The sequence below is a fragment of the Aliikangiella maris genome, assembly GCF_040719265.1.
GTDB lineage: Bacteria > Pseudomonadota > Gammaproteobacteria > Enterobacterales > Kangiellaceae > Aliikangiella > Aliikangiella maris.
Window position 1 is genome coordinate 72,776 of the sequence record NZ_JBFDAH010000016.1, and the last position, 12,360, is coordinate 85,135.

At 39.1% G+C, this 12,360-nt stretch carries 14 protein-coding genes; 8 read left to right on the top strand and 6 right to left on the bottom strand.

What is annotated here, in order from left to right; genetic code table 11:
• Window positions 1–18 precede the first annotated feature (18 nt).
• On the top strand, window positions 19–654 hold the full coding sequence (locus tag ABVT42_RS14585) for a 2-hydroxychromene-2-carboxylate isomerase (protein ID WP_353896450.1): 636 nt from the start codon (window positions 19–21) through the stop codon (window positions 652–654).
• A 27-nt stretch (window positions 655–681) separates the two neighbouring features.
• Here ABVT42_RS14585 and ABVT42_RS14590 read toward each other — a convergent pair whose 3' ends face one another.
• Genes ABVT42_RS14590 through ABVT42_RS14600 form a run of 3 tightly spaced genes read right to left on the bottom strand, consistent with a single transcriptional unit; the run spans window position 682 to window position 2,604 of the window.
• Window positions 682–1,029 (bottom strand): P-II family nitrogen regulator, encoded by a 348-nt coding sequence (locus ABVT42_RS14590; protein WP_353896449.1) that lies wholly within the window; start codon window positions 1,027–1,029, stop codon window positions 682–684.
• Between the two features lie 52 nt (window positions 1,030–1,081).
• Complete coding sequence (locus ABVT42_RS14595; RefSeq protein ID WP_353896448.1) at window positions 1,082–1,867, bottom strand: DUF1538 domain-containing protein; 786 nt, start codon at window positions 1,865–1,867, stop codon at window positions 1,082–1,084.
• Between the two features lie 14 nt (window positions 1,868–1,881).
• A complete protein-coding gene (locus ABVT42_RS14600) occupies window positions 1,882–2,604 on the bottom strand; it encodes a DUF1538 family protein (protein WP_353896447.1) in 723 nt (240 codons plus the stop codon).
• Window positions 2,605–2,783: 179 nt separating this feature from the next.
• Here ABVT42_RS14600 and ABVT42_RS14605 point away from each other — a divergent pair, with 179 nt between their 5' ends.
• Together ABVT42_RS14605 and ABVT42_RS14610 are read left to right on the top strand one after the other, a co-directional pair.
• On the top strand, window positions 2,784–3,188 hold the full coding sequence (locus tag ABVT42_RS14605) for a hypothetical protein (protein WP_353896446.1): 405 nt from the start codon (window positions 2,784–2,786) through the stop codon (window positions 3,186–3,188).
• A 149-nt stretch (window positions 3,189–3,337) separates the two neighbouring features.
• Window positions 3,338–3,613, top strand: coding sequence for a hypothetical protein (locus ABVT42_RS14610; protein WP_353896445.1), 276 nt, complete (start codon window positions 3,338–3,340; stop codon window positions 3,611–3,613).
• 195 nt (window positions 3,614–3,808) lie between these two features.
• Here ABVT42_RS14610 and ompR read toward each other — a convergent pair whose 3' ends face one another.
• Window positions 3,809–4,525, bottom strand: coding sequence for an osmolarity response regulator transcription factor OmpR (ompR, locus tag ABVT42_RS14615; RefSeq protein WP_353896444.1), 717 nt, complete (start codon window positions 4,523–4,525; stop codon window positions 3,809–3,811).
• A 342-nt stretch (window positions 4,526–4,867) separates the two neighbouring features.
• On the opposite strand from ompR, the gene ABVT42_RS14620 reads away from it, so the two are divergent.
• Together ABVT42_RS14620 and ABVT42_RS14625 are read left to right on the top strand one after the other, a co-directional pair.
• Window positions 4,868–7,189 carry a Tex family protein gene (locus ABVT42_RS14620; RefSeq protein ID WP_353896443.1) on the top strand — a complete coding sequence of 774 codons (2,322 nt, stop codon included), beginning with the start codon at window positions 4,868–4,870 and terminating at the stop codon, window positions 7,187–7,189.
• Window positions 7,190–7,483: 294 nt separating this feature from the next.
• Entirely contained in the window at window positions 7,484–8,002 is a 519-nt protein-coding gene (locus ABVT42_RS14625; RefSeq protein ID WP_353896442.1) for a disulfide bond formation protein B, read from the top strand.
• Window positions 8,003–8,290: 288 nt separating this feature from the next.
• Here ABVT42_RS14625 and ABVT42_RS14630 read toward each other — a convergent pair whose 3' ends face one another.
• Window positions 8,291–10,252: a PAS domain-containing sensor histidine kinase gene (locus ABVT42_RS14630; RefSeq protein ID WP_353896441.1), complete on the bottom strand. Its 1,962-nt coding sequence runs from the start codon at window positions 10,250–10,252 to the stop codon at window positions 8,291–8,293.
• A gap of 197 nt (window positions 10,253–10,449) precedes the next feature.
• On the opposite strand from ABVT42_RS14630, the gene rsd reads away from it, so the two are divergent.
• Together rsd and ABVT42_RS14640 are read left to right on the top strand one after the other, a co-directional pair.
• On the top strand, window positions 10,450–10,902 hold the full coding sequence (gene rsd / locus ABVT42_RS14635; protein ID WP_353896440.1) for a sigma D regulator: 453 nt from the start codon (window positions 10,450–10,452) through the stop codon (window positions 10,900–10,902).
• 129 nt (window positions 10,903–11,031) lie between these two features.
• A complete protein-coding gene (locus ABVT42_RS14640) occupies window positions 11,032–11,328 on the top strand; it encodes an antibiotic biosynthesis monooxygenase family protein (protein ID WP_353896439.1) in 297 nt (98 codons plus the stop codon).
• Between the two features lie 20 nt (window positions 11,329–11,348).
• Here the strand turns inward: ABVT42_RS14640 and fur are convergent, their stop codons facing one another.
• Window positions 11,349–11,750, bottom strand: a complete 402-nt coding sequence (gene fur, locus ABVT42_RS14645; protein ID WP_353896438.1) for a ferric iron uptake transcriptional regulator — start codon at window positions 11,748–11,750, stop codon at window positions 11,349–11,351.
• Window positions 11,751–11,968: 218 nt separating this feature from the next.
• Between fur and ABVT42_RS14650 the strand changes: the two genes are divergently transcribed.
• Window positions 11,969–12,310 (top strand): outer membrane protein assembly factor BamE, encoded by a 342-nt coding sequence (locus ABVT42_RS14650; protein WP_353896437.1) that lies wholly within the window; start codon window positions 11,969–11,971, stop codon window positions 12,308–12,310.
• Window positions 12,311–12,360 lie beyond the last annotated feature (50 nt).

Sequence of the window (12,360 nt, forward strand, 5' to 3'; positions counted from 1 at the left end):
AAAAATAGGCGTTCTATAATGCAACTGACTTGGTATTTTGACTTTATTTCTCCTTTCGCGTACTTGCAGTTACAGCGTTTTCAAGAGTTACCTGAAAGTGTCAATGTGGTGTATAAACCTATTTTATTTGCTGGTTTGCTTAATCATTGGCAAAATGTTGGTCCTGCTGAAATTGTACCAAAACGTCAGTTCACTTATCAGTTTTGTTATTGGTACGCCCGTAAAAATAATGTGCCATTTAAAATGCCACCCGCCCATCCCTTTAACTCATTATTTGCTTTACGTCTGGCAGTAGCACTGGGTAATCAATTAAGCGTGATTCAAACGATTTTCAACGGAATCTGGCGTTATGGCTATGCTTTGGAATCGATCGAAGCGATGCGTTACTTTGAGGAACAGTTTGCCAGAGATGATTTAGCTGAGTTGGTGTCACAAGCATCGGTTAAAGAACAACTAAAACACAATACACAGCTGGCGGCTGAGCAGCAGGTTTTTGGTGTGCCAACTTTTACAGTTGCTGATGGACAAGAAAATTTTTGGGGACTAGATGCCTTTGATATGCTTGTCGATTTTATCCAATCACCACAATCATTTAATGATGAAGAAATGTTGCGAGTTAAGTCATTACCAGAAGGCATTCAACGAAAGCGCTGAGCTGATTATATGAGTTAACGTTACTCATCAGTTTATTTTATTGGGTGTATCAAAACCAGAAAACTGTTGAGCGACACCGCTGACTTGTTCCAGGTCGAGTTGAAATACAATTCCTGAACCTGACTGACTGACAAATTGTCCTGCCTCTTCAATCGTCTGATAAATTGCCTGGCTTAAAGTGGCTTCAACTATAAATAAAATAACATCTCGCTGGGTTTCTAAAGACAAACCTAAAAAAGTTTTGTGCAAATTAATACCTTCTCCGCGCGCATTATTAATAATCGTAGCGCCTTTTGCGCCTGCTTGTCGTGCCGCTTCAATGATGTTATCAGTTTGGGTGTCGTCAACAACGGCAACAATTAATTTAAATGGCATGGTATCAGTCCTGTCAGTTTGTTAATTCAAAATTTCACCAGGTTTTTAAGTTTCATTTTTTAGGATGAATCAATTTTTTACGTTGTAGTTTGAGTTCTTGGTAATACCGGCTTCTCAATTTTTGTTTGACTTTATATTCCGATATTTGAGCATAAGCCATCACAGAAATTATCGGAAATAAACTGGCAAATGCAATAAGCCCAAACCCATCAATGAGTGGGTTTCTGCCCGGAATCGCATCAGCTAGTCCAAGTCCCAAAGCGGTAATCAGCGGGACGGTGACGGTAGATGTCGTCACGCCGCCTGAGTCAAACGCTAAAGGAATAATCAGTTTAGGCGCACGTAGTGTTTGTACAATTACAATGGCATACCCAATGGTAATAAACCAGTGGATAGGGTAACCGGTTATTATTCGCCATATGCCCAAGGTGATCCCAATCGCAACTCCAATGGCAACAGATACCCTTAATCCCCAAAAGCTGATTGCGCCACCCGATACTCGATTGGCTTTGAGTGCTACCGCTATCAAAGCTGGTTCGGCAATGGTTGTGCTGGCACCAATTAGAAAACCAAATAAGTAAATCCACAGATCACTGCTGGTGTTATTGGATAATTGCGTAGCCATTAATTTACCGATAGGAAATAGTGCTTTTTCTAATCCTAAAATAAATAACACCAATCCAATAATGACCAGTATAAAGCCGTTGATGACCTGCTTTAGATGCTTAATCTTTTTTCGAATGATAAACAGACGAAAACCAAAAATAACCAGAGTGATTGGCAATATATCTCTACAAATATTTAACAATGTTGAGAAAAACTCTGCGCTCCAGTTCATCGCGATGCTTCAGATTAATGAAAGATGCCGAAGAGCATAACGGCAATAATTGGGGTTAATACTGCAAAAGCTATCAACCCAAAACCATCGGTCATGGGGTTTCTGCCTTTAATTGAATTAGCCAGTCCGACACCCAAGGCAGTAACCAGCGGAACAGTAATGGTTGATGTAGTAACGCCACCACTATCATAGGCAATTGCAATGATTTCAAGTGGGGCAAATAAGGTGAGCAAAATTACGAGTAAATAACCGCCAATAATTAACCACTGAATTGACCAGCCTCGCAAAATTTTAACGATGCCAATGATGATGGCAACCCCCACTGAAATCGCTACGGTAATTCGCAGGTTGTTAGCGTAACTTTCTAGTTCGGTTGTGTTGTTTTGAATATGTCCAATGACTGATGCTGCATGAGCGGCTTCTTTAGCGACTGTCATTAAGGCTGGCTCGGCAATTGCTGTTCCAAATCCAAGTGAAAATGCAAAAACTATTAGCCAAAATAAACTGCCTTTTTGGGTGAGATCGTAAGCCATACTTTCGCCAATTGGAAATAATGCCAATTGTAGTCCCTGAATAAAACAGGCAAGTCCCAGTAGGACGCAAATTGATCCAAATAAAATTTCAACAATATTTGGAATGGGTTGCTGCATGACAACCGTCTGGAAAAACAGAATCACCATTACGATAGGCATTAGGTCGCGCAAGCTCTCTTTGAAAGTGGCTATAATTTCTCGCATTCATTCTCCGTTGATTGGGTGCCTTAATTGAGTTTAGTCAATTAACCGTTAAACTACCTAAACTGAGTCTTAGCTATACAGTTAATTGACAAAATCTTTAACAAAATCAGCTATTTTTTTTTACAAGGATATGAGTAAAATAGTGTTAAGTCTGTTTCAAATAACGAAAGAAATCATTTATGAGTAAAGCAATCGAATCTTCTCAAACCCCTTACCAAAACACGCAAGAAATTCTTAAAGAGCAAGTCGTTCCCCAACGACCGTTACCGGCGCTTAACTTACCGCGTCAGGATTGCGAAGTGCGTGAAGCTAATGAATATCAATCTGCCGGTATTTTAATGCGCCGCCTAGCTGACACTATTATGCAGTGGCGTAGTCAATTACCCGAAGACGAAGAGCCTGCGATCTTGGCTATCATGCATGGCGGATTGCAAATTAGTGTTGAGCGCTTGGCACAAGAGAGTTTTCACGGTATTCGCATCGAAGGGAATATGAATGGAAGCCCCTGTATGTTATTGGCACACCAATCAACGGTGCAATTATTATGTTTTGTGAAAAAGGTAGAAAAGCAGGAAAAGCGATGACGTATTGGATTTATTATTGACGGGGAAGAAGAAGAGGTTTAAAAAAACCTCTTAAAATAAGTGGTTATATGACCAAAATTTAAAAAAAGCGATGGTTTTTTCTAGCGATTGCAAATGCTTCTTCTATACTTAAATTAGCAGGATGCGATGTGAGGTTAAGGATAAATAGTGGCAATAATGGAAATGATGAAGTAAAGGGTGTCAATTTGGACGGTCAATTTCGAAGAGCAAAATATAATTATCTGTTAAAAGATTATCACTATCTGGAAAACAGTTATGTTAGCAAGCCGATGCAAAATCCACTTATTTCACAGCGTGATCGAAAAATAAAGCGGAGTCGGCAGTTTGAATCGGCGTTGGGAATCAGTCGTTTAGTTGTTTCTATTTGTTTTATTTTTGGTTTTTTATTGTTGTGGGTGGCTTAGCGCTTAAAATCCATCTGCATTCAATTCAAAGGCATGAATATTTACTTTTGTTTTACTCAATTCACCTTTGCTAAGATGTGGCACCCTTAAGTTAATTAAGGGTGATGTTCAGCTAGGATTTATCGATATGTTTTAGTGTGTGGTCCGAGTTTAAGATCATCTGACCTAAAACAAACGCCAATATAAACTGTGATTTTATTCGCTATCAGGCACAAAAACATAACCGATTCCCCAGACCGTTTGTAAATATCTGGGTTTAGCTGGATCTTCTTCAATCATGCGGCGCAGACGTGATACCTGGACATCGATACTTCGCTCTAACGCACTATAATCGCGGCCTCTTGCCAGGTTCATCAGTTTGTCGCGAGACAATGGTTGGCGAGGATTGGTAACCAGCGATTTAAGGACCGCAAATTCGCCACTGGTCAAGGTTAATGGTTCGCCCTCTCTGGTCATTTCTCGTGTTGCCAGATTGAGCTTAAACTGACCAAACTCAATTATTTTTTCTTCACCGCTGGGGGCGCCAGGCAATTCTGTGGTTTTTCGGCGTAATACCGCCTTAACTCGAGCAAGCAGTTCTCTGGGGTTAAAGGGTTTAGCTAAATAATCATCAGCGCCCAGTTCCAAGCCGATGATGCGGTCAACATCATCTCCTTTAGCTGTTAACATAATGATTGGAATATTATTATCTTCGGCTCTCAGGCGTCGGCAAATTGATAAACCATCTTCTCCTGGCAACATCAGGTCTAATACCATTAAGTGATAATTCTCTCTTTCTAAAAAACGATCCATTTGTTCCGAATCTGCCGCTGCTTTTACGATGAATCCCTGCTCTTTAAAATATCGTTCCAATAAACTTCGTAAACGCAAGTCGTCATCAACAACCAGGATTTTCTGCGTTTCTTCACTCATTGCTAGCCCCTTTTTAACCTGTCTTCTGTCTTACCTGTGAGGATGTCTGTCGGTAATTGCCTGAACTGGTCAGCCAATTCATTATATCTAAGGAATAACCATTTGATAGACAAAGATTTTTTTAATATTCCCAGTTACAGAGTATAACCCAATTTTTGAGTAATAAGAAAAATGTATATTGTATCAATTGTGAAATAAGTTTAATCGCAGACTTTTCTTGAGAATTTCTGCTGAAAATACTGGTGAAATGTATATAATCGCCAATCCAATTATCAACGATGTTCTGTTAATCCCATTATTATTAGTTTGGTTAGTTCATCAGATTGTTTATCAGGAAGTTTTATGTTCAATATTGCTGAAAAAATAGCCCGCGAATTGTCTGTTGATACTGCTCAGGTTGTTGCCACTATCAACCTGCTTGATGAAGGTGCCAGTGTTCCTTTCGTTGCTCGTTATCGAAAAGAAGTAACTGGTGGACTTGATGATAGTCAGTTACGCGATCTCGAAGAACGACTTGGTTACTTGCGAGAGCTTGAAGACCGGCGCCAAGTGATTTTAAAAAGTGTCGAAGAGCAAGAAAAGTTATCTCCCGAACTTAAGCTCAGCATCGAAAATGCTGAAACCAAGAGCGAACTTGAAGATCTTTACTTGCCTTATAAGCCAAAACGTCGCACCAAAGCACAAATTGCACGCGAAGCTGGCCTTGAACCTCTGGCACAGCAATTACTCGACAATCCACAGCTTAATCCCGAGGAAACTGCACAGGCCTATATTGATGCTGATAAAGGGGTGCCTGATGAAAAGGCCGCATTAGATGGCGCAAAACAGATTCTTATGGAAAACTTTGCGGAAAATGCCACATTGTTGGCTGCTATCCGTCAATATTTGCAAGAACATGCATTAGTCAGGTCAACCGTAATCAGTGGTAAAGAAGAAGAAGGGCATAAATTCAGCGATTATTTTGAATATTCCGAAAAGCTCGACAAAATCCCATCGCATCGAGCTTTGGCATTATTTCGTGGTCGCAATGAAGGAATCATTTCATTAGAGCTGATTGTTGACGAAGCGATGTTAAAAGATGAAAAAGCCAGAAATTACGCACAGCACCTGATTTTCAAACATGCCGGCATTGAGCTTCAAGGCAGACCTGCTGATGACTGGTTGCAAACAGTGGTATTGTGGACTTGGCGGGTAAAATTGCATAACTTTTTTGAAACTGAACTTTTGGGTAAATTACGCGAAGAAGCTGAAACTCAGGCCATTGGTGTATTTGCCAATAATTTGCGAGACTTGCTAATGGCCGCACCAGCTGGAAAGTTTGCGACCATGGGAATGGATCCAGGATTGCGCACTGGCGTTAAAGTGGTCGTGGTTGACGACACCGGAAAATTACTCACGCAATCAACTATTTTTCCTCATGCACCGCAAAATCAATGGGATGCTTCGTTAGCCAAACTGGCGACTATTTGTCAGTTAAATAAGGTTAAGCTGGTCAGTATTGGAAATGGTACTGCTTCCAGAGAAACTGATCGTCTGGTGGCGGAATTGATGAAGAAACATCCTGAACTGGGTTTGCAAAAGATTGTTGTCAGTGAAGCCGGGGCTTCGGTTTATTCTGCATCAAAGCTGGCTTCTGAAGAATTTCCTGATTTAGATGTCACATATCGCGGGGCAGTTTCAATTGCCAGACGCTTGCAAGATCCGCTGGCTGAGCTGGTTAAAATTGAACCTAAAGCTATTGGTGTTGGACAATATCAGCACGATGTCAGTCAAAGTCAGCTGAGCAAAATGTTAGCTAGCGTTGTTGAGGATTGTGTAAATGCTGTAGGCGTTGATCTCAACACCGCTTCTGCTCCCTTGCTAACTTACGTGTCGGGATTAAATAAAACTCTCGCGCAAAATATTATTCGCTTTCGAGAACAAAATGGTCGATTTGCGAATCGCCAACAATTAACTGAAGTTGAGCGACTTGGACCAAAAGCTTTTGAACAGGCAGCTGGTTTTCTTAGAATTACCGATGGTGATAATGCCCTCGATAAATCAGGCGTTCACCCAGAAACCTACCCTATTGTTGAAAAAATGTTGGCCAAAATTCAAAGCAATATCGATGCTGTTATGGGGAATAAAACCGTGCTTAATCAACTTAATGCTGCAGATTATGTTGAAGAGAAATTTGGCTTACCAACAATTACCGATATTTTATCCGAACTAGAAAAGCCTGGCCGAGATCCTCGTGGTGATTTTAAAGCCGCCAAATTTAAAGAAGGTGTTGAAAAAATTGCTGATTTGAGTAATGGCATGGCACTTGAGGGTACGGTAACAAATGTGACCGACTTTGGTGCATTTGTGGATATAGGTGTACACCAGGACGGATTAGTTCATATTTCGGTTATGAGTGATAAGTTTATTGCTAATCCGCGCGATGTGGTTAAAACCGGTGATATTGTTAAAGTCCACGTAATCGATGTTGATGCTAAACGCAAGCGAATTAGTTTGTCAATGGTTGGACCAAACCCCGAAGTTGCCCCCAGAGCTGGTGGTAAAAATCAGGGAAATGACAAGGATAAACGCTCATTTAAGCCAAAAAATACGGCTAAAAAGCCGAAACCAGTAAATTCGGCATTTGGTATGGCACTAGCTGATGCACTCAAAGGAAAAAAGTAGTCATTAAACCTCCGAGCAGATAGAAATATGACACAATTCGCAAATTTCTGTTGCAAGGCCTATATCAGTTTGTTATAAATAGCCAACGCTAGCGAATAATACGAAGCCCAGATAAATGGGACCTGCAGACTGGAAACTTTTATAAGCCTCTAATTGAGGCTTTTTTATTGTCCGATTATCTGATGTAAGAAACATTTAATTTGTGTTAAGCGAGAATTTATACGCTTTTTTGCAACTTTAATTTCTGGTAGGCTGTCAAAAAAACAACCCCGCCTATTTTAATGGATACTTTACATGCTTGATTCTCGCGGCTTTAACCTTTTTATGGCCTTTGTCTGTTATCAGTTATTAGTTACGGCCTATTATTTTCAATTTGTTGAAAATATGGAGCCTTGTCCGTTATGTATTTTTCAGCGAATCGGTGTTTTGGCGGTTGGTATCTGGTTTTTGGTCCGCGGCATTCATAACCCCCGTTTGGGTAGCCGTTGGATTATCGTTTATTCTGTTTTGGGACTCATCAGCGCTATATTGGGAGGAGCCGTTTCAGCCAGACATGTTTATTTGCAAAATCTGCCTGAAAGCGAAGTCCCTGCCTGTGGCCCGGCACTTGATTATTTGATGGAAGTCTTGCCTGTCAATGAAGTTATCTCAACGGTATTGGCAGGAGATGGTGAATGTGCCAAAGTCAGTTGGTCATTTCTTGGTATCTCAATGCCTGCTTGGGTACTGATATTTTTTGTTTTTGTTGCTGTTTTAATGATTCGAAATATTTATCGCCACTTAAAGCCTAATAAGCACATCTTTAGTCGATAATCTCGATTTATTACTGAGTCATTTCTGCAAACATCATTGATTTAAATATTGATATTAAGGCAGCCTAGATAAAAGCTGCCTAGTTTGAGATTTTTACTGGTGAGTTATTAAGTTTTACTTTCTTCAGTTTTTAAATGATTCGGTTTTTAAATCTTTCACTTGAAGCAATTCCATTTAAATCAATCAGTTTAAATCAGTCGGTCTAAATTACACTATTTGAGATGAATGGTTATCAATGAAATTCAAGACAGTACTCTTTTGAGTTAAGTTGATATTATCAAACATGGTCTAAAGGGGGAGCTCAACTGATTGGTGCGGGTTGTTGTCAGGTTCTTGGATTTGTGTTGTCATGATGGGCAATCGAAGCGCAAAACGACAGCCTTTTCCTGGCTGTGATTCGACACTGAGCTGGCCACCTAATTGCTCAGAAATAATAAAGTAAGAGACCGATAACCCTAAACCTGTACCCACATTTTCATCTTTAGTCGTAAAAAATGGTTCAAAAACCCTTTTGCGGGTTTTTTCATCCATGCCCGGACCGTTGTCAATAATTTCAACACAGACCATTGCGCCTTCGCGGCGAATAATTAATTCAATGATTGGCTTGAATTCTTTCTCGTCTTTAAGGGCTAATGCTTGCGCGGCATTAATCAGTAAGTTTAAAAATACTTGTTCTAACTGGTTTTTTTGCGCCATCACATAGCCAACATCTGGCGAGTAAGTTTTCTTAATTTCTATTTGTCGAAAATCAAATTTTTTGCGTTGATTATAGTTCTTTGCTGAAAGTCTTACTGCTGCATCCAATGTTTCCTGAACGCTAATTAAGGTTGACTCCTGATTGGCTGGACGAGAAAAACTTAGCATGTCTCCAACAATGCGTGCTGCGCGTTCTCCAGAGTGTAAAATTCCATCGAGAAACTCTAAAATGCGCTGTTTAACCAAATAATCATTGAGCGCTTTTAAATCAATTTCGGCTTCTTTAGCGACGACTTGGTTTCTGGCTAAATCAAGAGATAAGCGCCGCTTGATATTTTGTGTGCTTTGCATGATTGCGCCCAGCGGATTATTAATCTCATGTGCCATACCGGCGGCCAAACCACCTAGTGATAACATTTTTTCGGTTTGTACTAAGGTTTCGTCAATTTTTAATTTTTCAGTGATATCGTCAATACGAATAACTTCACCTTGTTCTTCTTCACGTAATGAAAAAATCGGATAGATCATCACTTCAAGGGTTTTAGGTTCATGATTAATTTTTATTTTAAATTGAAAACACAAATTTTGATTTTGGTTTTCCTTATTTTCTGACGCTTTCTTTATTTGGATATAAAGTGCAGGAAATAAGTTAGAGAGCTTTTCTCCAATAGCCATTTTGGCGGGTACATTTGTCATTTTTTCTGCTTCGATATTCCATTGCATAACTCGATACTGTTCGTCAACGGCAATAATTCCTGATGGCATTGAGTCTATCAGCTTTTCTAAATAATTTTGAATTGAGTTGGCATATCGTTCAGCCATTTCTCGACTTTGTTTTTGCTTTTTAATTTCAGTTGAGTGCTCTGCAATTCTCAGTTCGAGAAGATTTCTGGTTTTTTCCAGTGCCTCTTTTGATTCATCAATTTCTTTTTCAACTTCTAACCGATGAGAAATATCAGTGACAAATTCGATATAGTGAGGTTTTTCTAGCCAGCTTGCCATGCGGGCTCGACACTCCACCGGAATTCGTTGTCCCGATTGAGTGCGATAGCGAGTTTCGTAACTAACTGTTCCGCCGCTACGCATAATATTGACCAGTTTGGGATGGCGATGTAAATAGCAATCAATATCAAGATCTAGTGCTGAGAGTTTTTTTAACTCATCTTTTGAATAACCTAGTGACTCGCAGGCTTTTTGATTGACTTCAACAATTCGGCCTTCAATTGAAATTAAAAATACCATGTCAACGGCTTGATCAATCAACAGCCTGAAGTCTTGCCGAGTTTCATCCCAACGCTGTGCCTGATCGGATTCCCAGTTTAATAAATAAAATGCTGGGTAAGCAATAATCGCGAGCGTAATACAGGCAACACCAAGCTCTAGTGCTGCTTCGCGCCAGTTGTAATCGCCATCTAACCAAAAGTTGATGCTCAATGCACTAATCGCAGGTAAAAGTGCAGCAATCACGATTAACGTTGCGGTTAAACTGCGTATTGTCCAATAGCGAGCAAACTCAAACGGTTTACTTGATTGAGAATTATTCGTTTTATTCATGAAATTAGTTTAGCGTATTTTGCGATAGTTCGCAGCGATTGCTGTGTAAATGCTTGGTTTTTCTGGATGAATATTAAACAACTTTCGTTCAAGAATGAATAGTAAAAAATATTTCCGGGAAAAAAATTTTGCAGCCAGCGGTTATTGTGGTAAAAACTTAAGAGTAGGTATTGAATAAATTGAGGAGCCTGGCAAGCATGTCAGATAAAAATCTAGATGGTGAGAAATCCGTTCAATGCATTAACAGTGCGGTTGACAATTGGTTAGCAGAAAGAAATCAATTACTCGTTCAATATTTTCGGTTATCGGGTAATCGCAATAGTCCTTCACTACCCGATGGAGAGCAGATCAATCAGTTTTGTGGTTTACTTATTGATTATGTATCTGCTGGTCACTTTGAAGTGTATGAACAAATTGTTGGTGCATGTGAAATCAATGGGGCTGAAAGTATTCAATTATTAGAAAAACTTTACCCTGAGATATCTGAAACAACAGATATTGTTGTTAATTTTAATGATAAGTATTCGCAATTTGTAGAAGATGCGGCTTTCGATCATCTCGATAAAGATTTATCTGTGCTTGGCGAAGCCATTGCAAAGCGAGTGGAGCTGGAAGATAATTTAATTGATACCTTGCGCACTAAACATTAAAAAAATAACTAAAAATTGTTTGGTGAACTTTTTCATTTAACATTTCATATCAATAATCGTATTGCAGAATAATAGTAACCGAACGTTTGTAGTTACTCAGGTTTTGATTTTGTATTGGGGATTTCAAATATGATTAGAGTCATCATAGAAAGACATATCAAAGATGGGTGTTTAACTGACTATCTAGATATGATTCGCAGAGCACGTAAACAGGCAACTGCGATTGACGGTTTTATTGCGGGCGAATTACTTCAGGTAAAAGACTTACCAACTTGTGCATTTATTATTTCAAGTTGGGAAAATTATGAAGCTTGGCAAGTGTGGTGTGATTCTGCTGATCGTAAAGCGGTATTGCAAGATATGCGGCCTTTACTAACTCAAGATGAAAAAGTGACTGTGTTGGAAAGTAGTCAGTTAATGAGTTAATAAAAACCGCAAAAAATTTATTACTGTTTCTTTTTAACGTAGAGCACCAGGTTGTGATCTATTAATTTATAGCCAAGCTCTTCGGCAATTTGAGTCTGAAGTTTTTCAATATCTTTATTATAAAACTCAATAACTTTTCCGGTATCAACACAAACCATATGGTCGTGATGTTCATCACCACTGAGTTCAAAAACAGCATGACCATCTTCAAAATTATGTCTAGAGACTAATCCCGCAGACTCAAACTGAGTTAATACTCGATAAACGGTTGCCAAGCCAACATCCTCATCGGCTTCTAATAGTAATTTGTAGACATCTTCTGCACTGAGGTGTTTCTGTTCAGAATTTTCGAGAATATTCAGTATCTTCAGGCGAGGCAATGTGACTTTCAGGCCCGCATCTTTCAATTGTTGATTATTCAAAGTACTCTCCCATAATGATGAAAATTCCAATTATTTTACCTGCACAATGGAATTTTTTAGCTTTTAAATGGACTATAAATCCGGATTATATTCTTTTTTTAAGGCATTTTGCACAAATTCATATAGAATACGAAACCTGAGATTGTAATTCATTGTTCAAACTCTGGGTATATACCTTAGCATACAATCAGTTAATAGTGATTATTGTAGGAAATTTCATGCTTAAAAAGTTATTTTTATTGTTATTTATTGTTAGTCTAAGTGGTTGTGTTTACCGTTTGGACATACAACAAGGGAATATTCTGGCGCAACGCGATATTGATAAGCTGCGTCCTGAGCTAACTAAGAATCAGGTGGTTTTTGTATTGGGATCGCCAGTTGTTGATGATGGTTTTGCAGATGATAAATGGGTTTATCTTTACAGTTATGAAAATGCCAATTTAGGTAAAACAACCGTAAAAAAATTAGAGTTATACTTTAATGGTGACAAACTGGTTTCAGCCGCAGGTGATTATGAAATTCCTGAAGCACTTAAAATGTCTCATAATATCGAACAATAAATTGATGAATTGGTATTGTAAACCACTTGCTTATAACTAAATGAGCGCAT

Bases quoted from the DNA above. Each gene is read 5' to 3' on its own strand.
- ABVT42_RS14585 (WP_353896450.1), top strand. From the start codon at position 19: ATGCAACTGACTTGGTATTTTGACTTTATTTCTCCTTTCGCGTACTTG.
- ABVT42_RS14590 (WP_353896449.1), bottom strand. From the start codon at position 1,029: ATGCCATTTAAATTAATTGTTGCCGTTGTTGACGACACCCAAACTGAT.
- ABVT42_RS14595 (WP_353896448.1), bottom strand. From the start codon at position 1,867: ATGAACTGGAGCGCAGAGTTTTTCTCAACATTGTTAAATATTTGTAGA.
- ABVT42_RS14600 (WP_353896447.1), bottom strand. From the start codon at position 2,604: ATGCGAGAAATTATAGCCACTTTCAAAGAGAGCTTGCGCGACCTAATG.
- ABVT42_RS14605 (WP_353896446.1), top strand. From the start codon at position 2,784: ATGAGTAAAGCAATCGAATCTTCTCAAACCCCTTACCAAAACACGCAA.
- ompR (WP_353896444.1), bottom strand. From the start codon at position 4,525: ATGAGTGAAGAAACGCAGAAAATCCTGGTTGTTGATGACGACTTGCGT.
- ABVT42_RS14620 (WP_353896443.1), top strand. From the start codon at position 4,868: ATGTTCAATATTGCTGAAAAAATAGCCCGCGAATTGTCTGTTGATACT.
- ABVT42_RS14625 (WP_353896442.1), top strand. From the start codon at position 7,484: ATGCTTGATTCTCGCGGCTTTAACCTTTTTATGGCCTTTGTCTGTTAT.
- ABVT42_RS14630 (WP_353896441.1), bottom strand. From the start codon at position 10,252: ATGAATAAAACGAATAATTCTCAATCAAGTAAACCGTTTGAGTTTGCT.
- rsd (WP_353896440.1), top strand. From the start codon at position 10,450: ATGTCAGATAAAAATCTAGATGGTGAGAAATCCGTTCAATGCATTAAC.
- ABVT42_RS14640 (WP_353896439.1), top strand. From the start codon at position 11,032: ATGATTAGAGTCATCATAGAAAGACATATCAAAGATGGGTGTTTAACT.
- ABVT42_RS14650 (WP_353896437.1), top strand. From the start codon at position 11,969: ATGCTTAAAAAGTTATTTTTATTGTTATTTATTGTTAGTCTAAGTGGT.